At 69.9% G+C, this 25,161-nt stretch carries 28 protein-coding genes; 21 read left to right on the plus strand and 7 right to left on the minus strand.

The features are described from left to right. Window positions 1-7 precede the first annotated feature (7 nt). Window positions 8-166, minus strand: a complete 159-nt coding sequence (locus GT007_RS13400) for a hypothetical protein (RefSeq protein ID WP_160122130.1) — start codon at window positions 164-166, stop codon at window positions 8-10. A 185-nt stretch (window positions 167-351) separates the two neighbouring features. Between GT007_RS13400 and rutC the strand changes: the two genes are divergently transcribed. The 3 genes from rutC to GT007_RS13415 all read left to right on the plus strand — a co-directional run bounded on the left by rutC (window position 352) and on the right by GT007_RS13415 (window position 2,573). Further along, entirely contained in the window at window positions 352-735 is a 384-nt protein-coding gene (gene rutC, locus GT007_RS13405) for a pyrimidine utilization protein C (protein ID WP_160122131.1), read from the plus strand. Between the two features lies 1 nt (window position 736). Next, complete coding sequence (gene rutD, locus GT007_RS13410) at window positions 737-1,528, plus strand: pyrimidine utilization protein D (RefSeq protein WP_160122132.1); 792 nt, start codon at window positions 737-739, stop codon at window positions 1,526-1,528. Between the two features lie 73 nt (window positions 1,529-1,601). After that, window positions 1,602-2,573 (plus strand): Bug family tripartite tricarboxylate transporter substrate binding protein, encoded by a 972-nt coding sequence (locus GT007_RS13415; RefSeq protein WP_160122133.1) that lies wholly within the window; start codon window positions 1,602-1,604, stop codon window positions 2,571-2,573. A gap of 244 nt (window positions 2,574-2,817) precedes the next feature. Here the strand turns inward: GT007_RS13415 and GT007_RS13420 are convergent, their stop codons facing one another. Beyond that, a complete protein-coding gene (locus GT007_RS13420; RefSeq protein ID WP_160122134.1) occupies window positions 2,818-4,104 on the minus strand; it encodes an NtaA/DmoA family FMN-dependent monooxygenase in 1,287 nt (428 codons plus the stop codon). Window positions 4,105-4,191: 87 nt separating this feature from the next. Beyond that, window positions 4,192-4,800 (minus strand): LysR substrate-binding domain-containing protein, encoded by a 609-nt coding sequence (locus GT007_RS13425; protein WP_160122135.1) that lies wholly within the window; start codon window positions 4,798-4,800, stop codon window positions 4,192-4,194. Between GT007_RS13425 and GT007_RS13430 the strand changes: the two genes are divergently transcribed. The 4 genes from GT007_RS13430 to GT007_RS13445 all read left to right on the plus strand — a co-directional run bounded on the left by GT007_RS13430 (window position 4,766) and on the right by GT007_RS13445 (window position 9,344). Next, window positions 4,766-5,203, plus strand: coding sequence for a zinc-binding dehydrogenase (locus tag GT007_RS13430; RefSeq protein WP_236571662.1), 438 nt, complete (start codon window positions 4,766-4,768; stop codon window positions 5,201-5,203). The genes GT007_RS13425 and GT007_RS13430 overlap by 35 nt on opposite strands. Before the next feature lie 87 nt (window positions 5,204-5,290). Beyond that, entirely contained in the window at window positions 5,291-7,576 is a 2,286-nt protein-coding gene (locus GT007_RS13435; protein WP_160122137.1) for a penicillin acylase family protein, read from the plus strand. A gap of 105 nt (window positions 7,577-7,681) precedes the next feature. Continuing rightward, on the plus strand, window positions 7,682-8,548 hold the full coding sequence (locus GT007_RS13440; RefSeq protein WP_160122138.1) for an MBL fold metallo-hydrolase: 867 nt from the start codon (window positions 7,682-7,684) through the stop codon (window positions 8,546-8,548). 10 nt (window positions 8,549-8,558) lie between these two features. Next, window positions 8,559-9,344 carry a sulfite exporter TauE/SafE family protein gene (locus GT007_RS13445; protein ID WP_160122139.1) on the plus strand — a complete coding sequence of 262 codons (786 nt, stop codon included), beginning with the start codon at window positions 8,559-8,561 and terminating at the stop codon, window positions 9,342-9,344. Window positions 9,345-9,370: 26 nt separating this feature from the next. On the opposite strand, the gene GT007_RS13450 is transcribed toward GT007_RS13445, so the two are convergent. The 3 genes from GT007_RS13450 to GT007_RS13460 form a co-directional block, all read right to left on the minus strand. After that, the gene (locus GT007_RS13450; protein ID WP_160122140.1) at window positions 9,371-10,132 is read right to left on the minus strand and encodes an SDR family NAD(P)-dependent oxidoreductase; all 762 of its coding nucleotides are present in this window, start codon (window positions 10,130-10,132) and stop codon (window positions 9,371-9,373) included. 243 nt (window positions 10,133-10,375) lie between these two features. Next, on the minus strand, window positions 10,376-11,296 hold the full coding sequence (locus tag GT007_RS13455; protein WP_160122141.1) for a 2-hydroxyacid dehydrogenase: 921 nt from the start codon (window positions 11,294-11,296) through the stop codon (window positions 10,376-10,378). Further along, window positions 11,293-11,739: a type II 3-dehydroquinate dehydratase gene (locus tag GT007_RS13460; RefSeq protein WP_160122142.1), complete on the minus strand. Its 447-nt coding sequence runs from the start codon at window positions 11,737-11,739 to the stop codon at window positions 11,293-11,295. Before GT007_RS13460 ends, GT007_RS13455 begins: the two co-directional genes overlap by 4 nt. 214 nt (window positions 11,740-11,953) lie before the next feature. On the opposite strand from GT007_RS13460, the gene GT007_RS13465 reads away from it, so the two are divergent. The 12 genes from GT007_RS13465 to GT007_RS13520 all read left to right on the plus strand — a co-directional run bounded on the left by GT007_RS13465 (window position 11,954) and on the right by GT007_RS13520 (window position 20,726). Continuing rightward, window positions 11,954-13,159, plus strand: coding sequence for an FAD-dependent oxidoreductase (locus tag GT007_RS13465; protein ID WP_160122143.1), 1,206 nt, complete (start codon window positions 11,954-11,956; stop codon window positions 13,157-13,159). Further along, window positions 13,160-13,846, plus strand: coding sequence for a DUF2848 domain-containing protein (locus tag GT007_RS13470; protein ID WP_160122144.1), 687 nt, complete (start codon window positions 13,160-13,162; stop codon window positions 13,844-13,846). Window positions 13,847-13,858: 12 nt separating this feature from the next. After that, window positions 13,859-14,248, plus strand: a complete 390-nt coding sequence (locus GT007_RS13475; protein ID WP_160122145.1) for a cupin — start codon at window positions 13,859-13,861, stop codon at window positions 14,246-14,248. A gap of 331 nt (window positions 14,249-14,579) precedes the next feature. Then, window positions 14,580-15,551, plus strand: a complete 972-nt coding sequence (locus GT007_RS13480) for a Bug family tripartite tricarboxylate transporter substrate binding protein (protein WP_160122146.1) — start codon at window positions 14,580-14,582, stop codon at window positions 15,549-15,551. Between the two features lie 44 nt (window positions 15,552-15,595). Continuing rightward, a complete protein-coding gene (locus tag GT007_RS13485) occupies window positions 15,596-16,336 on the plus strand; it encodes a GntR family transcriptional regulator (protein WP_160122147.1) in 741 nt (246 codons plus the stop codon). 57 nt (window positions 16,337-16,393) lie between these two features. Then, window positions 16,394-16,537, plus strand: coding sequence for a hypothetical protein (locus GT007_RS13490; protein WP_160122148.1), 144 nt, complete (start codon window positions 16,394-16,396; stop codon window positions 16,535-16,537). Window positions 16,538-16,636: 99 nt separating this feature from the next. Then, complete coding sequence (locus tag GT007_RS13495; protein ID WP_160122149.1) at window positions 16,637-16,837, plus strand: hypothetical protein; 201 nt, start codon at window positions 16,637-16,639, stop codon at window positions 16,835-16,837. Then, window positions 16,837-17,970: a methionine ABC transporter ATP-binding protein gene (locus GT007_RS13500; protein WP_236571659.1), complete on the plus strand. Its 1,134-nt coding sequence runs from the start codon at window positions 16,837-16,839 to the stop codon at window positions 17,968-17,970. The genes GT007_RS13495 and GT007_RS13500 overlap by 1 nt, the downstream gene beginning before the upstream one ends. Beyond that, a complete protein-coding gene (locus GT007_RS13505) occupies window positions 17,967-18,629 on the plus strand; it encodes a methionine ABC transporter permease (RefSeq protein ID WP_201451916.1) in 663 nt (220 codons plus the stop codon). The genes GT007_RS13500 and GT007_RS13505 overlap by 4 nt, the downstream gene beginning before the upstream one ends. Window positions 18,630-18,651: 22 nt before the next feature. After that, window positions 18,652-19,458, plus strand: a complete 807-nt coding sequence (locus tag GT007_RS13510) for a MetQ/NlpA family ABC transporter substrate-binding protein (RefSeq protein ID WP_160122150.1) — start codon at window positions 18,652-18,654, stop codon at window positions 19,456-19,458. 12 nt (window positions 19,459-19,470) lie between these two features. Beyond that, window positions 19,471-20,271 carry a MetQ/NlpA family ABC transporter substrate-binding protein gene (locus GT007_RS13515; protein WP_160122151.1) on the plus strand — a complete coding sequence of 267 codons (801 nt, stop codon included), beginning with the start codon at window positions 19,471-19,473 and terminating at the stop codon, window positions 20,269-20,271. A gap of 302 nt (window positions 20,272-20,573) precedes the next feature. Then, a complete protein-coding gene (locus tag GT007_RS13520) occupies window positions 20,574-20,726 on the plus strand; it encodes a hypothetical protein (protein WP_160122152.1) in 153 nt (50 codons plus the stop codon). 137 nt (window positions 20,727-20,863) lie between these two features. Here the strand turns inward: GT007_RS13520 and acnA are convergent, their stop codons facing one another. Further along, window positions 20,864-23,560, minus strand: a complete 2,697-nt coding sequence (acnA, locus tag GT007_RS13525; RefSeq protein WP_160122153.1) for an aconitate hydratase AcnA — start codon at window positions 23,558-23,560, stop codon at window positions 20,864-20,866. Between the two features lie 220 nt (window positions 23,561-23,780). On the opposite strand from acnA, the gene ccmA reads away from it, so the two are divergent. Together ccmA and ccmB are read left to right on the plus strand one after the other, a co-directional pair. Continuing rightward, window positions 23,781-24,389: a heme ABC exporter ATP-binding protein CcmA gene (gene ccmA, locus GT007_RS13530; protein WP_328798948.1), complete on the plus strand. Its 609-nt coding sequence runs from the start codon at window positions 23,781-23,783 to the stop codon at window positions 24,387-24,389. Further along, window positions 24,386-25,045 (plus strand): heme exporter protein CcmB, encoded by a 660-nt coding sequence (gene ccmB / locus GT007_RS13535; RefSeq protein ID WP_160122154.1) that lies wholly within the window; start codon window positions 24,386-24,388, stop codon window positions 25,043-25,045. Before ccmA ends, ccmB begins: the two co-directional genes overlap by 4 nt. Window positions 25,046-25,161: the final 116 nt, after the last annotated feature.

Consider the following 25,161-nt stretch of genomic DNA (forward strand, 5'->3'; position numbering starts at 1 on the left):
GGTAGGATCAGGGGCGGTTGTTCACGAAGGCCACGGTGATCTTCTTGGCGGCCAGGATGCGGTCCAGCGTGGCGTCGGCGCGGGCGGGGCGGGCGGCCAGCACGGCGCCGCTGGCCAGGGCGGCCCCCAGGGCGCGGCGGGTGAGGGCGTTCGGGAGCGGCATCATGAGGGGAGCCCTTTCCTGGCAGGGGAGGCGCCGGGGCACCATTGAATGGCGTTCATTATTTTGCGTAGTCCCGCCGGGCGTCAAGCGCTTTCCCCGCGCCGATTGCCGCGCCGCCACATAACCGTTTGGCAATCCCGCCGCCCGGTGCATGCTGCCGCCTCACCCTGAGAAGGCCCCTGCCCCGCATGACCGGTCGCGCGATCATCCCCCCTGGCACCCCCACCCCCATCGCCCCCTTCTCCCCGGCCATGATGGCGGACAACGTGATCTACGTGTCCGGCACCCTGCCCTTCGACGAGAAGAACAACGTGGTCCATGTCGGCGACGCCGCCGCCCAGGCCCGCCACGTGCTGGAAACGATCAAGGCCGTGCTGGAGGCCGCGGGTTCCTCCCTGGCCGATGTTACCTTCAACCACATCTTCCTGACGGATTGGGCCAACTACGCCGCCATCAACGCCGTCTACGCCGAGTATTTCCCGGGCGAGAAACCCGCGCGCTATTGCGTGCAGTGCGGCCTGGTGAAACCCGAGGCGCTGGTCGAGATCGCCTCCATCGCGCACAAGCGCTGAGATGCCGGCCGCCGAACGGGATGGCGCGGCCATCCATTACGAAAGCCATGGCGCGGGCCCGCCCATCCTGTTTTCCGCCGGCATGGGCGGCAGCGGGGGGTTCTGGGCGCCGCAGGTCGAGGAGCTGTCCCGCACCCACCAGGTGATCCTGTACGACCATGTCGGCACCGGCCGCAGCGGGCGCGGCGCGCCCCCGCGCGACCTGGCGGGCATGGCCGACGACATGGCGGCGGTGCTGGATGCGCTCGGCCTCGAATCGGCGCATCTGGTGGGGCACGCGATCGGCGGCATCGTGGGGGCGGAATTCGCCCTGCGGCACCCCGCCCGCACCCGCAGCCTGACAGTGGTGAATGGCTGGGCCCGGGCCGACGACTACCTGCGCCGCTGCTTCGAGGTGCGGCAGGGCATCCTGGCCAGCCAGGGCCCGCGCGCCTATGTGCGCGCCCAGCCGATCTTCCTGTTCCCGCCGCAATGGATCGCGGAACACACCGCGCATCTGGAGGAGGACGAGGCGAAGATCCTGGCCCATTTCCCCGGCGCCGAGCTGATGAACCACCGCATCGGGATGTTCCTGGGCTTCGACGGCCGCGCCACGCTGGGGGCCATCCGCGCGCCCACCCTCATCGCCATTTCCCAGGATGACGCGCTGGTGCCGGCCTATCTGGGCCGGGCCCTGGCGGCGCTGATCCCGGGGGCGGTGGTGCGGGAGGTCGCCCATGGCGCCCATGCCTTCACCGCCGTCACCCCCAGCGTGTTCAACGCCATGCTGCGGGAGTTCCTGGACACAATCTGAACGGAATGCAATGTTGCGCGGTGACAGGAAAACGCCGGGCGCGGCTCATGGTGAAACCAGGAGTCCGAAGCCTATGGGGCCCACGCCTCGCCGCGCGCTGATCGCGGCCAGCCTTTCCACGCCGCTTTTCTCCCCGGCCCTGCATGCCCAGGACGCCTTCCCCAGCCGCCCCTTGCGGCTGGTCGTGGCCTTCGGCCCCGGCGGCGCCGCCGACCTGTTGGGCCGCATCGTCGCCGAGCGCCTGTCCATCACCCTGGGCCAGCCGGTGCTGGTGGAAAACCGCGCCGGCGCCGGCGGCAATATCGGCGCCCAGGCCGTGCTGCAGGCGGACAAGGACGGCCACACCATCCTGCTGCACGCCCAGGGCCTGGCCGCCAACCGCTTCCTGTTCACCAACCTGCCCTATGACCCGGACCGGGACCTCGTCCCCGTCTCCCTGATCGCGGAGATGCCGAACCTGATGGTGGTCAGCCCCGGCCTAGCCGCGAATTCGGTGGCCGAGTTCATCGCCATGGCCCGTGCCCGCCCCGGCATGACCTATGGCTCGATCGGCAATGGCACCTCCATGCACATCGCCGGCGCCCTGTTCGCCAAGGCCGCGGGGCTGGACATGCAGCATGTGCCCTACCGCGACACCTCCGCCGTCAACACGGATGTGATGACAGGGCGCGTGGACACGGTGTTCCAGACCTTCTCCGCCGCGTCCTCCCTGGTGCAGGGCGGGCGGATGAAGGCGCTGGCCGTGACCGGCGACGCCCGCGTTTCCGCCATCGACAGCGTGCCCACGCTGCGCGAGGCGGGGGTGGACCTGTCGACCTCCGGCTGGTGGGGGCTGTTCGTGGCCAATGGCGTGGCCCCGGATCGGGTGAAGAAACTGCAGGACGAAACCATGGCCGCCGTGCGCGAACCCGGCGTGGCCCAACGCATCGCGGCGGCGGGCGGCATTCCCCGGCCGATGGACAGCGCCACCTTCAAGGCCTTCATCGCCAGCGAGACCGCCAGGTTCCGGGATGTGGTCGGGGGGACGGGGATGCGGGCGGATTGATCGGTGGGCCGCCCAGGGGGCGCTGCCCCCTGGCCCCCCGGCAGGAGCCGAAAGGCCCCTGCACCCCATCAGTTTGGCACCATATCCTGGCAGGGTGTTTCCCATTGAATTTTATAATGAAAAAGGCGCCCCGCCTGCCAGGATGAAGCGCCAATCCATGGGTTCGAAGGGTCGCTACAACCTTTTGCGGGGTGGTCAGGGGCGGCGCCCCTGACTGGGGGCCCGAGGGCAAAGCCCCCGCCTCTCACCCCCGCAGTTTCTCCCGCAGCGTCCCTTCCCGGTACTCCGTCTGCATCAGACCGCGCTTTTGCAGCACCGGCACCACCATCCGCGCGAAGTCCTCGAACATGCCGGGGCTGTGGGTCGGCCACAGCACGAAGCCGTCGCAGGCGCCGCTCTTGAACCAGTCTTCCATCTGGTCCGCCACATCGTTGGGGGTGCCGACCATCAGGTTGCGCGGGCGTTTCGCGGCTTCGACGAAGGTGATGCCTTCCCGTTCCGCCCGCACCGCGACCCGGTCCCAGGAGCCCTGGATGCCTTGCCGCACCGGCCCGTCGGGCGGCAGGGGCTGGGTCAGGTCCACGCCGATGGTGTTGGAATTGGCGGCCAGCGCCAGGTCGGGGTCGATCAGCGCGTTCAGGTAATCAGCCTTTTCGCGCGCGATCTCCCGGGTCTCGGCCACCACCGTGGCGCAGGCGGGCAGCACGGGGCACAGGGTGGGGTCGCGCCCGGCCGTGGCCAGGCGGGCGCGGATGTCGGCGGCATAGGCCGCGGCGTCTTCCTTGTAGGCGGGGGTGATGAAGATCAGCTCCGCCCAGCGGGTGGCGAATTCGCGCCCCCGGTCGGAGGAGCCAGCCTGCATCAGCACCGGCCCCGTCTGCGGGCTGCGCGGGATGGAAAGCGGGCCGCGCGTGCTGACATAGCGGCCCTTGTAGTCGGCGTAGCGGACCTTGGCGGGGTCGATGAACACCCCCGCCTCGCGGTCCATCACGAAGGCATCGGCGTCCCAGCCTTCCCACAGGGCGCGGCAGGCCTCCAGCACCTCATCGCCGCGGTCATAGCGTTCGGCGCGGGGCGGGATGGCGTCGCCGCCGAAATTGCGGGCCTCGAAATCGGTGGCGGAGGTGACGACGTTCCACGCCATCCGCCCTTCGCTGAGGATATCCATCGAGGCCAGGGTGCGGGCCAGGTGATAGGGGTGGAAGAAGGTGGTGGACAGCGTAGCCCCCAGCCCCAGATGGCGCGTGGCGCGCATCATGAAGGGCAGCACCGTCATCGGGTCCAGGTAGCTGATCTGCCCGCCGAGGCGCAGATAGGTGTCGTAGCCGCCGCGGTGGATGTCCGGCAGGCCGAAGGCATCGGCGAAGAAGGCGGCGTCGAAGCGCGCATCCTCCAGCAGGCGGGCGACATCCTCATAGCGCTCGGGGCGGAAGATATCATCGAGGCGCGAGGCCGGGTGGCGCCAGCCCCCGCCATGATTGGCGGTGGGCCCGGTCTTGAGATAGGCGACGAGACGCATCCGGCGGGTCATGGCGGTTCCTTCCAGGGGCGGGGCCCCATGAATGAAGGGTGAGTATTATATTGAACATTCCGCCTGACCAGCCCGCGCGGCGAGGAATCAGGCGCCGCCCAGCAAGGCCCGCGCATCCTGCACCGTCCGCACCAGATGCTCCATCACCGCCCGCACCCGGGGAGAACGGGCCAGATCGGCATGCGCCACCAGCCAGATCTCCCGCGCGGCGGCCTCCGCGCCAGGGGCGGGCAGACGCACCAGCGCCGCGTCCGCATCGCCCAGGAAGCAGGGCAGCGCCGCCCGCCCCAGCCCGGCCCGCGCCGCGCTGTGCAGTGTCGCCAGATCGTTGCTGCGCAAGGCCAGCGGGCGCTCCCCCGCCAGGGCACGCAACCAGCGCTGCTGCGGGACATGATCCAGCGTCTCGTCATAGCCGAGAAAGTCGTCACTGCCCGCCGGCGCGCCATACAGCCCATAGGCCAAGGTGCCGAGCCGCCGCGCGACCAGCGAGGCCCCTTCGGGACGCGAAAGCCGGATCGCCAGATCCGCCTCCCGCCGTGTCAGGCTGGCGAAGCCGCTGGCCCCCACCAGTTCCAGCAACAGGCCGGGGTGGCGGGCCCGCAGCGGCCCCAGCCGGGGCGCCACCGTCATCGGCACGGTCGGCAGCGCGGAGAAGGCGGAGCTGGCCCGCGCCCATGGGGTGGACCACATCGTCATGTACCACGCACAGCCCGTGGCCGCCGCGGTGCGGGAGATGACGGGCGGGATGGGCGCGCACCACGCCGTGGACGGCATCGGCGGCGCCATGCTGGCCCAGACGCTGGATTGCGTCCGCCCCTTCGGCACCGTCGCCAGCGTGGGCCAGTCGGCCGGCCCCATCCCGGACCTCGCGGTAGCGGAGCTCGGGCCCAGGCGCTCGATCGCCCTCGCCCGGCCCAGCGTCTTCGCCTATGCGGCCGACGAGGCGCGCTACCGCCAGGCCGCGGCCGCCTTCCTGGCGGAGCTGGAACAGGGGCTGCGGATCGCCCCCGGCCCCAGCTTCCCCCTGGCCGAGGCCGCGGCGGCGCACCGCGCCCTGGAAGGGCGGCGGACGAGCGGCACGCCGCTGCTGCTGTGCTGAACGGCAGGGCGGTTTTCTCGGCCGCCCCGTCTTGCCCCGGCCGCCGCTCGGGCGTTGCATGCGCCGACGCATCAAAGGACTCCGCGCATGCCACTGCCCAGCGAAACCATCACCGTCGAAGGCCTCCCCGCCGAGGTCGAGATCCTGATCGACCGCTGGGGCATTCCGCATATCTACGCGCCGGACCAGATCACGGCCTTTTTCGCGCAGGGTTTCAACGCGGCGCGCGACCGGCTGTGGCAGATCGACCTGTGGCGCAAGCGCGGCCTGGGGCTGATGGCCGCCGATTTCGGCCCGGACTACGCCGAGCGCGACCGCGCCGCCCGCCTGCTGATGTATCGGGGTGAGATGGCCCCCGAATGGGCCGCCTATGCCGCCGAGGCCAAAAGCTGGACCGAGGCCTTCGCCGCCGGCATCAACGCCTATGTCGCCCTGACGGAGCGCGAGCCCGAACGCCTGCCGCCCGAATTCGGCATCATGGGCACCAAGCCCGCCCGCTGGCTGCCGGAGGACGTGCTGCGCTGCCGTGCCCATGCCCGCGTGCGCAACCTGGATGCCGAGATCACCCGCCACAACATCGCGCTGAAATACGGCATGGAGGCCGACCGCTTCCACAAGGGCCTGCAGCCCGACTGGACGGTGATGGTCCCCGAAGGCATGGACCCCCACCCCATCCCGGCCGCCGTGCTGCGGACGCAGAATATCGGTGCCGAGCCCAACGCGCTGAACCTGGGCTCGCCCACCCTGCCGGCCGACCTGGCCGATGAGGGCAGCAACCATTGGGCCCTGGCGCCGCACCGCACCACCACCGGCCGCCCCATCCTGGCCAGCGACCCCCACCGCGTGCATGAGCAGCCGAGCCTGCGCTACGCCGTGCACCTGAACGCGCCAGGGCTGAACGTCATCGGCTCCGGCGAGCCCGCGGTGCCGGGCATCACCTTCGGCCACAACGAGGACATCGCCTTCGCGATGACCATCCACCCGGCCGACCAGGAAGACCTCTATATCTATGAGCTCAACGACGCACTGACCCATTACCGCTATGGCGGCGAGTGGGAGGCGATCCGCACCGAGCGCGAGGTGCTGCAGGTGCGCGGCGAACCCGACCGCGAGATCGAGCTGTCCTTCACCCGCCACGGCCCCATCCTGCATGTCGAGGCCGCCACCCGCCGCGCCTATGCCCTGCGCAGCCTGTGGTGGGAGCCGGGGACGGCCGCCTATATCGGCAGCCTGGGCTATCTGAAGGCCACGGATATCAAGGGCTACCTGGCCGCGCTGGACCATTGGGGCGCGCCTTCCTCCAACCATGTGGTGGCCGAGGTGGCGGGCAACATCGCCTATGCGGTGGGCACCAAGGTGCCGCTGCGCCCGAACTGGGATGGGCTGATGCCGGTGCCGGGCGACGGGCGCTATGAATGGGCGGGCTTCACCACCACCCGCGACATGCCGCGCCACTACAATCCCGACAGCGGCTGGGTCGGCAGCGCCAACCAGTACAACCTGCCGCCCGATTTCGACGCGTCCTTCCGCCGCACCGGCTTCGAATGGACCGATGGCGCGCGCTATGCCCGCCTCTCCCAGGTGCTGAACGGGGAGACGAAGTTCTCCGTCGCCAGCACGCTGGCGCTCCAGACCGACGTGACCTCCGTGCAGGCGAAGGCGCTGGTCGATGTGCTGCGCGCCATCCCCGGCGAGCCCTCTCCCGCCCGCGCCCTGCTGATGGGCTGGGACCATCGCCTGTCCACCGACAGCGCCGGCGGCGCGCTGTATGAGGCCTGGTTCACCAAGCATCTGGTGCCCACCGTCATGCGCACCCTGCCGCCGGAGGGGATGGCGGCCATGGTCGCGGTGCCCGACACCCAGCATGTGACCCATCTGGTGCTGGCGGCCGACCCCGCCTTCGGCCCGGAGCCCGAAAAAGCCCGCGACGCGCTGATGCTGAAGACGCTGGAGGCGGCCTTCGCCGAGGTCTCGAAGCTGCTCGGCCCCGACACCACCGCCTGGGCCTGGGGCAAGCTGCACCAAGCCTTCGCCGAGCACCCGCTGTCGAAATACGTCCCGCCCGAGGTGGCGGCCACGCTGAATGTGGGCCCGCTGCCGAAATCGGGCGCCGGCTCCACACTGAACAACAACGGCTACCGGCCGTCGGATTTCCGCGTCACCTCCGGCGTCACCTGGCGCATGGTGGTGGATGTGGGCAACTGGGATGCCAGCATCACGGTGAACACGCCGGGCCAGTCCGGCGACCCGCGCAGCCCGCATTACCGGGACCTGTTCCCGGTTTGGGCGAAGGATGAGGCGGTGCCCCTGCTGTACAGCCGCGCCGCGATCGAGGCCGCCGCCGAGGCCCGCATCCTGCTGAAAAAGGCCTGAAAGCGGGAAAATTCGACGGGTTCCGCTTGTATTATTGAATATTAGAATATACTTATGTTCCAGAGTCGGGCCCGCCCTCGCGGGCCCGCAGACGGAGCACAAGCGATGGACCCGAAACCCGTCGTCACGCCTTTCTTCGACCCCGAGACCAACACCATCAGCTATGTGGTGAAGGATCCGGCCTCATCGGCCTGCGCCGTGATCGATTCCGTGCTGGACATCGACTACGCGGCGGGCCGTATCGGCCATGCCTCGGCCGACCGCATCATCGCCTTCATCCGGGAACACGGCCTCACGCTCGAATGGCTGATCGAGACGCATGTGCACGCCGACCACCTCTCGGCCGCGCCCTATCTCCAGGCGGCGCTGGGCGGGCAGATCGGCATCGGCGCCAACATCACCGTGGTGCAGGAGGTGTTCGGCAAGGTCTTCAACGAGGGCATCGAATTCCGCCGCGACGGCAGCCAGTTCGACCGGCTGTTCCAGGATGGCGACAGCTACGCCATCGGCGGCCTGGCGGCCCGCGCCCTGCTGACCCCCGGCCACACCCCCGCCTGCATGACGCATGTGATCGGCGACGCCGCCTTTGTCGGCGACACGCTGTTCATGCCCGATGGCGGCAGCGCGCGGGCGGATTTCCCCGGGGGCGACGCGCGCACCCTGTACCGTTCCATCCGCCGGGTGCTGGAACTGCCGCCCGAAACCCGGCTGTTCATCTGCCATGACTACGGCCCCAACGGCCGCGCCATCGCGTGGGAAACCACGGTGGCCGAGCAGCGCGCCCGCAACATCCATGTGCATGACGGCATCTCGGAGGACGCCTTCGTGGCGATGCGCGAGGCCCGGGATGCCACGCTTTCCATGCCGCGCCTGATCATCCCTTCGCTGCAGGTGAACATGAAGGCGGGCGAGCTGCCCGCGCCGGCGGAGAACGGCGCGCGCTACCTCAAAGTCCCATTGAACCTGCTGTAGGGGGCGGATCATGTTGGTGTTCGCGGCCAGCGGGGCGGGCTCGCTGGTGGGGTTCGTGCTGGGGCTGATCGGGGGCGGCGGGTCGATCCTGGCCGTGCCGCTGCTGGTCTATGGGGTGGGGGTGGCCTCCCCGCATATCGCCATCGGCACCAGCGCGGTGGCCGTGGCGCTCAGCGCGCTGGCCAATCTGGCGGGCCATGCCCGGGCGGGGAATGTGCGCTGGCCCTGCGCGCTGGTGTTTTCCGCCGCCGGCATGCTGGGGGCGCTGCTGGGCTCGGCCCTGGGCAAGGCGATGGACGGGCAGAAGCTGCTGCTGCTGTTCGGCCTGCTGATGCTGGTGATCGCCGCCGCCATGCTGCTGCGCAAACCCGCAAGCGGCGCGGGCTTCCAGCCCCTGACCGCGGCCAGCGCCCCCACCCTGCTGCCCCGGCTGCTGGGCATGGGCGGGCTGGTAGGGGCGATGTCGGGCTTCTTCGGCATCGGCGGCGGCTTTCTGATCGTGCCGGGCCTGATGGGTGCCGCGCGCATGCCCATGCTGCTGGCCATCGGCTCCTCGCTGGTGGCGGTGACCAGCTTCGGGCTGACCACGGCCGTCTCCTATGCCGCCTCCGGCATGGTGGACTGGCCGGTGGCCGGGCTGTTTGTGGCCGGCGGCGTCGCGGGCGGCGTGCTGGGCACCGCGCTGGCCCGGCGGCTGGGCGGCAACAAGGCCCTGCTGCAACGGGTGTTCGCCGGCATCGTCGCCGTGGTGGGGGTGTATGTGGTGGTGCGGGGCGGCCTGGCCCTGCTGGGGTAGGGAAGGCCCCTACCCCGGGCCCCGCCTCAGCGCGGGGCCATGCGCAGCGCGCCATCCATGCGGATGGTCTCGCCGTTCAGATAGCCGTTCTCCACGATCTGCATCGCCAGCTTCGCGTATTCGTCCGGCGCGCCCAGCCGCGCCGGGTTCGGCACCGATGCCCCCAGCGAGGACCGCACATCCTCCCGCAGCTTGGCCAGCATCGGCGTGTCCATGATGCCGGGTGCGATGGTGCAGACGCGAATGTGCTTGCTGGCCAGGTCGCGCGCCGCGCAGATCGTCATGCCGATCACGCCCGCCTTGGACGCCGCGTAGCCCATCTGGCCGATCTGCCCCTCATACCCCGCGACGGAGGCCGTCATCACCACCACGCCGCGTTCGCCATCGGGCAGCGCCTCGGTCTTGGCGATGGCGGCCGCGGCCAGGCGCAGCACGTTGAAGCTGCCGGTCAGGTTCACCTTCACGATCGCCTCATAGGTCTCGAGCGAGCCCGGCGCGCCCTCACGGTCCAGCACGCGCACGGCCCCGCCGCGCCCGGCGCAATGCACCACCACGCGCAACGCGCCCAGCGAGGCCGCGAGATCGACCGCGGACTGGAAGCTTTCGGTATCCGTCACGTCCGCCGGGGCGAAATGCGCGCCGATCTCGGCGGCGACGGCGGCACCGGGGCTGGAGGGCAGGTCCGCCAGGACCACCGTGGCGCCGGCGGCCAGAAGCCGCTTCGCCGTGGCCAGGCCGAGACCCGACGCACCACCCGTGACGATTGCAACTGCACCCTGGACGTTCATGCCGGCTTCCTCTCCGTTTCGATGTGCGAAATGGGCCATGAAGCGGCGAAGGGCGCAAGAGGCGAGGGCGCTGCCCTCACACTCCTGTTGAGGGGGAAATGACTTTCCCCCTCAAACTCCCCCATTACTTTTTGGCAGTTTGACAAACATCATAAAAATCAATGTTCTAAAAACTCCGCTGGGGTCCGGGGACACGCGTGTCCCCGGCGGAGGGGTTTGGGGAGGCGGCGCCTCCCCAACGCCTCAGTATCCCCGCCCCGCATCCACCTGGTGCAGGGGCGCCTGCCCCCGCATCACACGCCGGATGCTCTCCGCCACATCCTGCGCCGCCGCCTCCGGCACGGTGATGGAGGCCAGGTGCGGCGTGATGAACACGTTCTCCATCCCCCAGAACGGGTGCCCGGGCGGGAGGGGAGAGGTTTCGAACACATCCAGCGTCGCTTCCCCGACCTGGCCGGAGCCCAGCGCCGCCAGCAGCGCCGGCTCGTCGATCACCGGGCCGCGCCCGGCATTGATCAGCTTCGCGCCGCGCGGCAGCAGCGCCAGCTCCCGCGCACCCAGCAGCCCGCGCGTGTCGGGCGTCAGCGGCAGCAGCACCACCAGCGTGTCGGTTTCGGCCAGCGCCTGCTCCAGCCCGGCGCGGCCGTGCAGGCAGCGCACGCCGGGGATGGCCTTCGCGCTGCGCGCCCAGCCGGTGACGGTATAGCCCATGCCGGCCAGCGCCTCGGCGGCGGGGGTGCCGAGTTCGCCCAGCCCCAGGATGGTCACGCGGTGGCTGGCCAGCGGCCGGGGGTGGATATAGCGCCATTCCCGCGCCCGCCGCGCGCGCTCGAACAGATGGAAATCCCGGGCATAGCGGGTGACAGCCCACAGGATATAGCTGCGCATCAGCGCCACCATCCCGGGGTCGTTCAGCCGCGCGATGGGTAGGGGCGGCAGGTCGTCGCGCCCCACCAGGCTGTCCACCCCGGCGCCCAGGTTGACCACCAGCTTCAGGTCGCGGAAGGGCGCGAAGAAACCCGCGGGCGGCTTCCAGACCAGGGCGGCCACCACCCCCTCGGGCGGGCCGTCCACGCGGAAATCCACCTCCGGCAGATGGGCGCGCAGCGCGGCCTCCCAGGCCGTCGGGTCATCCAGCTTCGAATGGAAGACGACCGGGATCATGCGTTCACCAGCCCGACCATGGCCTCGATCGCCAGCTCATAGCCCAGCGGCCCCAGCCCGCTGATCGAGCCCACCGCCGCCCTGGAAGTATAGGTGCGGTGCCGGAAGGGCTCGCGCTTCTGGATGTTGGACATGTGCACCTCGATCACCGGGCCCGGGAAGGCCAGCAGCGCGTCCAGGATGGCGATGGAGGTATAGGACAGCCCCGCCGCGTTGATGATGATGCCGGCGGCGGGCGCGGGCCCCTCCGGCCGGGCCTGCTGGATCCATTCCACCAGCTCGCCCTCGCTCTGGCTCTGGCGGAAATCGAGCGTCACCCCCTCCCGCAGCGCCTTGGCGTGGCAGCGGTTGGTGATGTCCTGGAAATTCTCGCGGCCATAGGTCCCCTTGGGGTCCAGGCCGTAGAGATTCGCGTTGGGTCCGTTGAGGAAAAGCAGGCGCATGGCCGCATTGGGGACGGCACGCGCGGGCGGGTCAAGGGGCGTTGCCGGCGCCTGCCCTGGAATGCATGCGGGGGCGGCAGGCGTGGCGCCAGCTGCCCAGCGCGCGGGCAGAAGCGGGCGGCGCCACCCTCAGTAACATTTCACTGTGAGATTTCACACTTGCGCGGCCTCGCCTTCCCCGCCATCCTCCGGCCAACAAGGCGACGAGGAATCCATGGCAGAGGTGAAACCGGTTCTGGTGGTGGGCGCGGGCCCGGTGGGCCTGGTGGCCGCGGCCGAGCTCATCCGACATAGCGTGCCCGTCATCGTGCTGGAGGAAGGGGCGGAACTGTCCGGCGAAATGCGCGGCTCCACCTTCCATGCGCCCACGCTGGACATGCTGGACTCCTACGGCGCGGCCGCCCGCATGGTCGAACAGGGCTTCGTGGCCCCCCTGATGCAGTATCGCAGGCGCGACCATGGCGTGATCGCCACCTTCGATTTCGGCGTGCTGGCGGACGTCACCCGCCACCCCTTCCGCCTGCAATGCGAGCAGTTCAAGCTGACCCGCATCCTGCACGACATCCTGAAGGACAAGCCGGGCTTCTCGATCCGTTTCGGCGCCAAGGTGGCCTCCGTCACCGATGAGGGCAGCCACGCGGTCGCGGTGCTGGAGGACGGCACCCGCATCGAGGCCAGCCACATCATCGGCGCCGATGGCGCGCACAGCGCCGTGCGCAAATCCGCCGGCATCCCCTTCGAGGGCTTCACCTGGCCCGAGCGCTTCCTGGTGCTCTCCACCCCCTTCGATTTCCGCTCGATCATCCCCGACCTGGCCGACGTGTCGTATTACGCGGACCCGGAGGAATGGTTCTTCCTGCTGCGCGTGCCGGGCGGCGAGCCGGGCGGGCTGTGGCGCGCCATGTTCCCCACCGCGCCCGAGCTGTCGGACGAGGAGATCCTGAGCGCCGAATTCGCCCGCGCCCGCTTCGCCCGCATCAAGGCCGGGCGCGACGACTACCCCACCCGCCACCGCACCCTGTACCGCGTGCACCAGCGCGTGGCGGAGACCTTCCGCCGCGGCCGCATCCTGCTGGCGGGCGACGCCGCGCACATCAACAACCCGCTGGGGGGCATGGGCCTGAACGGCGGCGTGCATGATGCCGTGAACCTGGGCGAGAAGCTGGCGCGCGTCTGGCATGGCGAGGCCGCGGACACCGTGCTCGACCACTACGACCGCCAGCGCCGTGGCGTGACGGTCGAACATGTCCAGCGCCAGACCATCGCCAACAAGCAGAACCTGGAGGCCAAGGAGCCGGCCGCCCAGGCCGCCTTCCGGGAGCGCATGGCCGATGCCGCCTCCGACCCCGCCAAGGCGCATGCCTATCTGCTGCAAGTGTCCATGATCAACAGCCTGCGCCGAGCCGCGGAGATCGACTGAATGCCCATATTGAACTTCACCTGCGTCACCGCCTCGGGCGCCGAGCCCCGCGCGATCGAGATCAAAAACCTGGTCATCGCCGGCTGGACCGGCCGCGACCCGCACAAGGTGCAGGAGCATATCGAGGAGCTGGCGGCCCTCGGCGTGGCGCCGCCGCCCTCCACCCCCTGCTTCTACCTGGGCGGGGCGGAGCTGCTGACGACGGCCACCGCCATCGACTGCCTGGGCGGCGACAGCAGCGGCGAGGCCGAGTTCGTGATCGTGGTGGATGCGGCGGGCGAGCGCTGGGTCGGCCTCGGTTCCGACCACACAGACCGCGAGGTGGAAGCCTATTCCATCCCCGTCTCCAAGCAGATGTGCCCCAAGCCCGTGGCCCCCACCCTGTGGAAGCTGGCCGATGTGGCCGCCCATTGGGACAGGCTGGAACTGCACAGCTTCGTGGACGACGGCGCGGGCTTCGTGCCTTACCAGGCCGGCAGCGTGGACGCGATGCTGAACCCGCTGGACACCATCACGGCGTGGGAAAAGGCGGGCAACGCCCTGCCCCCCGGCAGCCTGATGTTCGGCGGCACCCTGCCGGTGAAGGGCGGCATCCGCCCCCGGCGCGACTTCCGCCTGGAGTTGCGCGACCCGGTGCTGAACCGCACCATCACCCACCACTACACCGCCCGCTGGCTCGGCGTTTAAGGAGGCCCCGCAATGCCCATCGTCAAGGAACACCTCGAATTCCACGTGCCGGACATGAGCACCGGCTGGCGCCTGCCCGCCGGCTACTCGGGCGGCGCGCAGGAGAAGATCCTGGCCGGCAGCCTGGATGAGGCCAACAAGCGCGGCCACCGCACCCGCCTGCTGAAGCTCGACCCCGGCACCTTCACCAAGGCGCCCTTCGTGCATGACTACTGGGAAGAAGTCTGGCTGGTCTCGGGCGACCTGATCGTCGGCAACGATGCCGAGGGCAATGGCGGCGAGGCGTTCAACGTCGCGGCCTATGCCTGCCGCCCGCCTGGCGCCTGGCACGGGCCGTTCAAGAGCGTGAACGGCTGCATCCTGCTGGAGATGCACTACTACGACGAGACGCCGAAGGGGTGAGGCGCCTCGGGGGCCTTGCCCCCGAACCCCCGCGCAGGGGCGCGGCCCCTGCCCCCCGCCAGGAGCCGAAAGGCCCCTGGACCCCAGGAGCTTGGTGCGGGTCCTGGACAGGGGTTTCTGATTGATTTTTATAAATATTTCGGCGCCCCGCCTGCCAGGATAGGCGCCAATTGATCGAGGTCCAGGACCGCTACGGTCCTGGCGGGGGTCCAGGGGGCAGCGCCCCCTGGTGGGGGCCTCGCCCCCCGCACACGGCGCTACCCGGCCAGCGAGCCACAGAGTTCGCGCCCGGTTTCCACATTCTTCGACCTCCCCGGGAAGGAGCCGAACCATGCTGTCATCCGTCTGGGCGCGCCGCGCCCTTGTTGCCCTGGCCTCGCTGTGCGTCGCTCCTGCCGCGCACGCCCAATGGCCGGACCGGCCCATCCGCGTGCTGGTGCCTTTCGCCCCTGGGGGCGTGACGGACGGCATCGGGCGCCTCAGTTCCGAATGGCTCAGCCAGAAGCTGGGGCAGTCCGTGGTGGTGGAGAACCGCACGGGCGCCAGCGGCGCCATCGCGGCCGAGGCCACCATGCGCGCCGCCCCGGATGGCTACACGCTGTTCACCGCCAGTGCCTCTCAGCTGGTGATGCTGCCGGCGCTGACGCGGGTGAATTTCGATTCGCTGCGCGACTTCGCGCCCATCTCCATCGTGGCCGGCAACCCCCAGGTGCTGGGCGTGTCGGAGCGGCTGGGTGTCAGCACCCTGCGGGAATTCGTGGCCCGCGCCCGGGCCGAGAATGGCCGGCTGGATTTCAGCTCCGCGGGCGCGGGGTCATCCAACCACCTGGCCATGGCGCTGCTGCTGTCAGCGGCGGGGATCGAGCTGCAGCACATCCCCTATCGCGGTGGCGCCCCCGCCATGCAGGCGCTGCTGACCGGTGAGGTCGCGGCCTATTTCGGCAATCCGTCGGATTTCATCCCGCATCTGGGGGCGGGGCGCATGCGCGTGATCGCCATCGCCGGGCCCAACCGCCTGCCCAGCCTGCCGGGCGTGCAGACGGTGGCCGAACAGGGCTATCCCGGCTTCCGCGCCGAGACCTGGAACGGGCTGGTCGCCCCCGCCGGCACCCCCGCGCCGATCATCGAGCGCCTGGCCAGCCTGCTGGGCGAAGCCTGCCAGGATGCGGCGTTCCGGGCGGCGCTGGAGCGGCTGGGCACCACGCCGGAATGCTCCACCCCCGCGGCCTTCCGCCAGGCGATCGAGCGCGACGCGCCACTGTGGCGTGAGGCGGTGCGGATTTCCGGCGCGACTCTGGACTGATCGGCGGCACTGTTGCAATGCGATAGGCGGGCAAGGAGGACAGGATGGGCGAGGTGAAGCCAGAGGCCGACATGAGGGCGCCCCCGCGCGCCACCACCCGTGTCCGCCCCGCCGCCCCCCGCAAGCGCGCGGTCGCGCTGAAGGACCGCGCCTACGACATCATCAAGCACCACATCATCACCTGCCGCTTCGCCCCCGGTGAGAAGCTGAACGAGGCGCAGGTGGGCGCGCGGCTGAACCTCAGCCGCATGCCGGTGCGCAACGCGCTGGCCAAGCTGGCCCTGGAGGGGCTGATCACCATCCGCCCCCGCAAGGGGCTGGAGGTGCGCCCGATCGACCCGGAGGAACTGCTCCAGATCATCGAGGCACGGACGATCAACGAATGCCGCGCCATCCGCCTGGCCGCCCGCCATGTGACGGAGGAGGAGCTGGAGGCGCTGCGGGAGGTGATCCAGCGCACCGAATCCGCCGAGGCCAGCCACGACACCGAGACGATGATGCTGCTGGACCGGGAATTCCACGACCTGCTGGCGCGCGCCTCCCGCTCCGCGGTGTTCTTCGACATCCTGCGCAACCTGCATGACCGGGCGGTGCGGTTCTGGTTCATCTCGCTGAACGAGCAGGCGCAGCAGGGCATGGTGCTGCGCGACCACCGGGAGATCCTGGAGGCGCTGGAGGCCCGGGATGGCATGACCGCATCCCGCGCCATGGCGCGGCATATCGACGCGTTCCGGCGCAATGTCACGCAGCGGATGCGGGATGGCTGGAACAACACCGCATTTTAGCGCGTGATTTCTGTTATTTTCCTTGATACCCACGGAAATGGCGCGTATATCCACGCCATGTTCAGCATCATCCTCACCTCGATCCTCGGAATTGGGCCGGAAACCCTGGCCGCGCTGCTCGTCGGCACGGCGGGCATGATGCTGAACATCCTGATGCCGCCGCGGGATGAGGCGCTGGCGGCCGGCATGGGCTGCTGTTGAGGCCGCACAAATCACTCCACCGATCTGTGCATCATCCCCAGCGAGGCCCCCATGCGCCCTTCCCTTCCCATTTCAGCCGCCGGTTCTGTCGTCGCCCTAGTGCAACGCGGTGATCTGGGCTGGTTCCTGATCGCCCTGGACAGCCGCCTGTCCGACCTCGACCGGCAGGATTTCCCCTCGCCCGAGGCCGCGGAGCGCGTGGCCCGGCTGCATCTGGCGGTGAACCACCCGGTGGCGCCCCCCTTGGTGCCGCCGGCGCGGCACGCCAGCGACGCCATATTGCACGCCGCACGCGCGTAATGGCTGGACTGCTCGCGCGGCCCCTGGTCGCGGCGGGCCCTCTGGGGCATACCCCGCCCATCATGCAGCACGCACCATCATCCCCGTCGGCATCCCCGGCGGCGATCACCCTGGCCGGGCTCACCAAGCGGTATGCCTCCGGCGGCACGCTGGCGCTCGATGATGTCTCGCTCTCGGTCCAGCCGGGCGAGATCTTCGGCATTGTCGGGCGCTCCGGCGCCGGCAAATCCACGCTGATCCGCTGTGTGAACCTGCTGGAACGCCCCGATGCCGGCCAGGTGCGGGTGCTGGGCCATGACATGCTGGCGCTGGACGATGCCGGGCTGCGCGCCGCGCGCCGGGGCATCGGCATGGTGTTCCAGCACTTCAACCTGCACAGCAGGCGCACGGTGGCCGAGAACATCGCCTTCCCGCTGGAAATCGCCGGCCTGCCCGCCGCCGAGCGCCGGGCCCGCGTGGCCGAGATCCTGCCGCTGGTGGGGCTGGAGGCGCGCGCGAAGGCCTATCCGGCCCAGCTTTCGGGCGGGCAGAAGCAGCGGGTGGGCATTGCCCGCGCGCTGGCCTCCCGCCCGCGCCTGCTGCTGTGCGACGAGGCGACCAGCGCGCTGGACCCCGAGACGACCGAGGAAATCCTGGCCCTGATCCGCGACCTGCGCGCGCGGCTGGACCTGACCGTGCTGCTGATCACGCATGAGATGGCCGTGGTGAAGGCCATCTGCGACCGGGTGGCGGTGATGGAGGCGGGGCGCGTGATCGAGCAGGGCCGCGTCTTCGACGTGTTCACCCAGCCCAGCCAGCCCACCACCCGCCGCTTCGTGTCCGAGGTGATCGGCCATGGCGTGCCGGAGGGCACCATCGCCCGCCTGCCGGAGCCCGGCCCTGGCGAGACCCGCTACCTGGCCCATGTGCTGTTCGCCGGCCCCAACAGCACCCGCGCCGTGATCAGCCAGGCCAGCCGGGAGTTCGGCGTGGATTTCAACATCGTCTCCGGCCGCATCGACGAGATCTCGGGCGAGCCCTTCGGCGTGATGGCGCTGGCCGCCTATGGCGAGCCCGCCAAGGTCACGGCCGCCCTGCTGTGGATGCAGCAGCTGGGGCTTGCGGTCACCCCCATCGAGGAGGACGCGGCATGAGCTGGCTGACCCCCACCATGCAGGAACTGCTGCTGGAAGCCTTCTGGGAAACGCTGATCATGGTCGGCGCCTCCACCGTGATCTCGGTGGCCATCGGCCTGCCGCTGGCGCTGCTGCTGTATGTGACGGCACCCGGCGGGCTCAGCCCCAATGGCTGGATCAACCGGCCCGTCGGGCTGCTGGTGAACGCGCTGCGCTCCACCCCCTTCATCATCCTGATGGTGGCGATCATCCCCTTCACGCGGCTGGTGGCGGGCACTTCCATCGGCACCACCGCGGCCATCGTGCCGCTGGCGCTGGCGGCCACCGCCTTCCTGGCGCGGCTGTTCGAGAACGCGCTGCGCGAGGTGGAGCCCGGCGTCATCGAGGCCGCGCGCGCCATGGGCGCCACCCGCCTGCAGATCGTGACCAAGGTGCTGGTGCCGGAGGCCCTGCCGGGCCTGATCGCGGCCACCACCGTCGCCGTCGTCTCGCTGATGAGCTTTTCCGCCATGGCAGGGGCGATCGGCGGCGGCGGCCTCGGGGATCTGGGCATCCGCTTCGGCTACCAGCGCTTCATGCCGGAGGTGATGGCCACCGTCGTCATCCTGCTGATCTTGCTGGTGCAGGGGCTGCAATCCTTCGGCGACTGGCTCGTCCGGCGCCTGAGCCATCGATAAGAACACACGGCAGAACAACGACATGACCAACACCCGCCGCGGCCTGCTGGCCGCCACCATCCTCGCCCCCGCCATCGCGCGCGCCCAAGGGGCCGAGATCGGCACCGCCGCCCGCCCCATCCGCGTCGGCGCCACCGCCGGCCCGCATTCCCAGGTGATGGAGAAGGTGCGTGAGATCGCGGCGCGCGACGGGCTGGCCATCCGCATCACGGAATTCCGCGACTACATCCAGCCCAACGCCGCCCTGGCCGCCGGGGACCTGGATGCCAACAGCTATCAGCACCAGCCCTTCCTGGACCAGCAGGTGCGCGACCGCCGCCTGCCCATCGTGGCCGTGGGCAAGACGCTGATCTTCCCGATGGGCCTGTATTCCCGCCGCCACCGCAGCCTGGCCGATGTGCCGGCGGGCGGGCGCATCGCCATCCCGAACGACCCCACCAATGGCGGGCGCGCCCTGGTGCTGCTGGCCGCCAATGGCGCCTTCACCCTGCGCCCCGGCGCCGACCACACCGCCACCGTCGCCGATATCGTGGCCAACCCCCGCCGCCTGCGCATCGTGGAACTGGAAGCCGCCCAGCTGCCCCGCGCGCTGGATGAGGTGGAGGCCGCGACCATCAACACCAATTTCGCCATTCCCGCCGGGCTGAACCCGGTGCGGGACGCGATCGCGCTGGAAAGCTCCGACAGCCCCTATGCGAACCTGATCGCGGTGCACCGGGACAACCAGAACGCCCCCTGGGTGCGGCGCCTCGTCGCCGCCTATCAGAACCAGGAGATCAAGGATTTCGTGCAGGCGACCTTCCAGGGCGCCGTGGTCCCCGCTTTCTAAAGGAACAAAGCCATGCTGCGCCGTTCGCTTCTGACCCTGCCGGCCCTCGCTGCCGCCCCCGCCTGGGCCCAGGGCGCCGAACTCGGCACCGCCGCCCGCCCCTTGCGGGTGGGCGTGACCCAGGGCGTGCACGCCCAGACCTTCGAAAAGGTGCGTGACGTCCTCGCCCGCGGTGGCTTCATCACCCGCGCGGTGGAATTCGGCGATTTCATCCAGCCCAACGCCGCCCTGCAGGCCGGCGACCTGGACGCCAACGCCTATCAGCACCTGCCCTTCCTGGAGGCGCAGAAGGCCCAGCGCGGCTATGACTTCGTGCCCGTGGGCCGCACGGTGCTGACGCTGATGGGCGTGTTCTCCCGCAAGCACCGGGACCTGGCGGCGCTGCCGAACGGCGCGCGGGTGGCCATCCCGAACGACCCCACCAATGGCGGCCGCGCGCTGCTGCTGCTGGCCCAGGCCGGGGTGTTCCGCCTGCGCCCCGGCGCCGACCACCGCGCCACCATCGCCGACATCGCGGAAAACCCGAAGCGCATCCGCATCGTGGAGCTGGAAGCCGCCACCATCGTGCGCGCGCTGGATGACGTGGACGCCGGCGCCATCACCGGCAACTACGCCGTGCCCGCCGGGCTGAACCCGCTGCGCGACGCGCTGGCGCGGGAGAATGAGCAGAGCGTCTACACCTGCCTGGTCGTGGTCCGGCGCGCGAATGAGAACGCGCCCTGGGCGCAGCGGCTGGCCGCGGGCTATCGCGACCCGGAGGTGAAGGCCTGGGTGGAAACCACCTTCGGCGGCGCGGTTATTTCCGGCGGCTGAATGTGGTTCAGGGAGGGGCTCCGCCCCTCCACCCCGCCGGGGGAAAGGAATTTCCCCCGGAGCCCCCATTCTTTTCTTTTGAGCAGTTTCAGGGCCCGAAAACACATCGCGGCGCGATGTGTCCAGCAGGGGCCCGGGGAGATCTTATCTCCCCGGCGGGAGGGTCTGGGAGGACGGCGCCCTCCCAGCCTCGCCATTCCACGAATTTATTGCGTCATAATCCGCGAATCCCACATCCAAACCCTGGACATCTCCCGACCCACATTCTACATTCCCTGCATACCAAGCAGGGAGTTCCCACAATGCTCACTGGTGATAAGCCCGCCCGCCCCGCCCGCCAGGTGGTGATGATGACCCTGGGCGCCCTGCTCGTGGTGGCCTTCGCCGGCGTCCTGCAGGAACGCCAGGCCGTGCAGCATTACGCCAGCCTGGCCATCTCCGCCGTCATGAACTGAGCCGGGCCGCCAGGCCCCCAGCCATCCCGTCGGCCGCACAGGCCGCGCGGGATTTTTCATGCCCGCCGCGCGGGCCACAAAAAACCCCGCCGGATCGCTCCGGCGGGGTTTCCCGTTTCAGGGGGGTGGAAAGCCGCTTACGCGGCCTTCGCCATCCCGCGCAGCACGTAGTTCAGAATGCCGCCATTCTTGTAGTACTCGACCTCATCGGCCGTATCGACGCGGCACATCACCTGGGTGGTGATCTTGCTGCCGTCGGGGCGGGTGAAGGTCACGTCCATCATCATGCGCGGGGAGAGGTTCTCCACGCCGGCGATGTCCACCGTCTCCTCGCCGGTCAGGCCCAGGGTCTGGCGGTTCTCGCCTTCCTTGAACACCAGCGGCAGCACGCCCATGCCCACGAGGTTCGAGCGGTGAATGCGCTCGAAGCTCTCGGTGATCACGGCCTTCACGCCCAGCAGCATGGTGCCCTTGGCCGCCCAGTCGCGGGAGGAGCCGGTGCCGTATTCCTTGCCGCCGACGACCACCAGGGGCACGCCCTCGGCCTCATAGCGCATCGCGACGTCGTAGATCGGCGCCACATCGCCCGAGGGGAAATGCTTGGACATGCCGCCTTCGACACCCTGCAGCATCTCGTTCTTGATGCGGATGTTGGCGAAGGTGCCGCGCATCATGACTTCATGGTTGCCGCGGCGGGCGCCGTAGCTGTTGAAGTCCGCCTGCCGCACCTGGTGCTCGACCAGATACTCGCCGGCCGGGCTCACCTTGCGGATATTGCCGGCGGGGGAGATGTGGTCGGTCGTGATGCTGTCGCCCAGCACCGCCAGCACGCGCGCGCCGGTGATGGAGGTGACGGGCGCGGGCTCCATGGTCATGCCCTCGAAGTAGGGAGGGTTCTGCACATAGGTGGAGCCGGAGTTCCAGCGATAGGTGTCGCTGTCCGCGGCCACGTTGATGGCCTGCCACTGCGCCGGGCCCTTGAACACGTCCGCGTAGCGCTCCAGGAACATCTGGCGCGTGACGACGGAATGCACGGTGTCCTGCACTTCCTTCGTGGTCGGCCAGATGTCCTTCAGGAACACGGGCTGGCCGTCGCTGCCGGTGCCGATCGGCTCCTTGGTAAGGTCCTTGCGGGTGGTGCCCGCCAGGGCATAGGCGACCACCAGCGGCGGGGAGGCCAGGTAGTTGGCGCGCACATTGGCATGCACGCGGCCTTCGAAGTTGCGGTTGCCCGACAGCACGGCGGACACGACCAGCTTGTTGGCCTCGATCGCGTCCACGATCGAATCCTCCAGCGGGCCGGAATTGCCGATGCAGGTGGTGCAGCCATAGCCCACGGTCTGGAAGCCCAGCGCGTCCAGGTCCTGCGTCAGGCCGGACTTGTTCAGGTAGTCGGTGACCACCTGGGAACCCGGCGCCAGCGAGGTCTTCACCCACGGCTTCGGCAGCAGGCCCTTGGCGCGCGCCTTGCGGGCGACCAGGCCGGCGGCGACCAGCACATAGGGGTTGGACGTGTTGGTGCAGGAGGTGATGGCGGCGATCACCACATCCCCATGCCCCAGGTCATGGTTGGCACCGGCCACCGGCACGCGCAGGTTGGGCTGGTCGCCCGGCACGCCCATCACGCCGGAGGTCAGGTCCTTCTCGAAATTCGCGGCGACGGAGGACAGCACGACGCGGTCCTGCGGGCGCTTCGGGCCGGCCAGCGAGGGCTCGACCGTGGACAGGTCGAGTTCCAGCGTATCGGTGAAGACCGGGGTCGGCGTGTTGGCGTCGTGCCACATGCCCTGGGCCTTGGCATAGGCCTCGACCAGCTTGATGCGGTGCTCGTCGCGGCCCGACAGGTGCAGATAGGCGATGGTCGCCTTGTCCACCGGGAAGAAGCCGCAGGTGGCACCGTATTCCGGGGCCATGTTGGCGATGGTCGCGCGGTCCGCCAGCGGCAGTTCTTCCAGGCCCGAGCCGAAGAATTCCACGAACTTGCCGACCACGCCCTTCTTGCGCAGCATCTGCGTCACGGTCAGCACCAGGTCGGTGGCCGTGATGCCTTCCTTCAGCTTGCCGGTCAGCTTGAAGCCGATCACGTCGGGGATCAGCATGGCGATCGGCTGGCCCAGCATCGCGGCCTCGGCCTCGATACCGCCCACGCCCCAGCCCAGCACGCCCAGGCCGTTCACCATGGTGGTGTGGCTGTCGGTGCCGTAGCAGCTGTCGGGATAGGCATAGACCTCACCGGCTTCGGTGTTGGTCCAGACCACCTGCGCCAGATATTCCAGGTTCACCTGGTGGCAGATGCCCGTGCCCGGCGGCACGACGCGGAAGTTGCTGAACGCGCTCTGGCCCCAGCGCAGGAACTCATAGCGTTCCCCGTTGCGCTCGAACTCGATGTCCACGTTCTTCTGCAGGGCGTCGGCGGTGCCGGCCACATCGACCATCACAGAGTGGTCGATGACCAGATCCACGGGCACCAGCGGGTTCACCTTGCGGGGGTCGCTGCCCAGCTGGATGATGCCGTCGCGCATCGCCGCCAGATCGACCACGCCCGGCACGCCGGTGAAGTCCTGCATCAGGATGCGGGCGGGGCGGAACGGCACTTCCTTGGTGGACTTGCCCTCGATCACCCATTCGGCGATCGACTTCGCGTCGGTCACCGAGTAGCTGCGGCCATCCTCGAAACGCAGAACATTCTCGAGCAGGACCTTCAGCGAGAAGGGCAGCCGGGAGATATCCCCCAGCGTCTTCGCCGCCTCGGGCAGCGAGAAGTAGTTGTACGTCTTGCCGTCCACATCGAGGGTGGAACGGGTCTTCAAGCTGTCCTGACCGATCATGCGCATGGTCGCGGATGCTCCTCCTTGCCTCTCCGCGGGCTTAAAGCACGGGACAGGCTGCGGGTCCATCAGCAGCCCCGGAGTATTCCCCTTCTGTCAACCGCGAATTGGCCAGATTGGCGCCAATCGGATCAACTTCGCCCCAGCGGGGGCAAGGCTGGGCAGGGCCCGGGCGGCACGCGGGCTTCGCATCCGCCACCGGACACGGCAAACAGGTCCGGCAACAGTGTCTCGCGGGGTTCGCGTGCTGGAAACCATCGACCTGGCCTGCTGGCGTGGAGAGCGCGCGGTCTTCGCGGGCCTCGACCTGCGCGTGCGCCCCGGAGGTGCCACGCTGCTGCTCGGCCAGAACGGCGCGGGCAAATCCAGCCTGTTGCGGGTGCTGGCCGGGCTGCTGCCCGCCGCCGCCGGCCGCATCACCTGGCAGGGCCAGGACGTGCGCGAGGACCCCGCCGCCCACGCCCGCCGCCTGCGCTATCTGGGGCACCTCGACGCACTGAAACCCGCCCTGACGGTGCGGGAGAACCTGGCCTTCCACGCCGCGCTGACCGGCGGCGCGGTGGAGCCCGCCCTGGCGGCGCTCGGCCTGTCGGCCCTGGCGGAGCTGCCGGGGCGTATGCTCTCGGCCGGGCAGCGGCGGCGGCTGGCGCTGGCGCGACTCGCGCTCGCCCCGGCCGCGATCTGGCTGCTGGACGAACCCACTCTGGGCCTGGATGCCGCCAGCGTGGAGCGCCTGGGCGCCCTGCTGGCGGCCCACCGCGCCCAGGGCGGCCTCGTCATCGCCGCCACCCACCTGCCCCTGCCCCTGCCCGGCGCCGAGGAATTCCGCCTGTGACCGCCTTTCTCGCCGTGCTGGGGCGCGAGCTGCGCCTGGCCCTGCGCCACCCGGCCGATGCGCTGGCCGCCGTGCTGTTCTTCCTGCTGGTCTCGGCGCTGTTTCCCTTCGGGGTGGGCCCCGCGCCCGAGACCCTGGCGCGCCTGGCCCCGGGGGCCCTGCTGGCCGCCTCCCTCCTCGCCGCCCTGCTGCCGCTGGACCGCCTCTGGGGAGCGGAGGCCGAGGACGGCTCGCTCGACCTGCTGCTGCTCTCCGGCCTGCACCCGGCGCTGATCGCCCTGGCCAAGGCCACCGGCCACTGGCTGACCACCGGCCTGCCGCTGATCCTGGCCACGCCACTGGCCGCCGCCATGCTGAACCTGCCCACCGAGGCCTGGGGCGTGGCCATGCTGGCCCTCGGCCTCGCCTCCCTCATCCTGTCGCTGCTGGGCACGGCGGGGGCGGCACTGACGCTCGGCGCCCGGCGCGGCGGCGTGCTGCTGCCGCTGCTGGTGCTGCCGCTGGCCATCCCCGCCGTCATCTTCGGCGCGGCCGCCATCGAAGCCACCACCACCGACAGCTCCGCCCGGCCCATGCTGCTGCTGCTCGGCGCCCTGGCCGCCCTCGCGCTGCCCCTCGCCCCGGTCGCGGCCGGGGCGGCCTTGCGGGGGGAGTGACGCTGGACGGCAGGGCGAACACGAGAGGGCTCTGCCCTCTCGCGCTCTCCCGCCAGGAGCCGAAAGGCCCCTGGACCCCAGAAGTTGAAAAGCCGGGGAGGGGACATCGTCCCCTC

Origin of the sequence: Rhodovarius lipocyclicus, from assembly GCF_009900765.1 — a bacterium.
In the GTDB taxonomy this organism is placed as follows: domain Bacteria; phylum Pseudomonadota; class Alphaproteobacteria; order Acetobacterales; family Acetobacteraceae; genus Rhodovarius; species Rhodovarius lipocyclicus.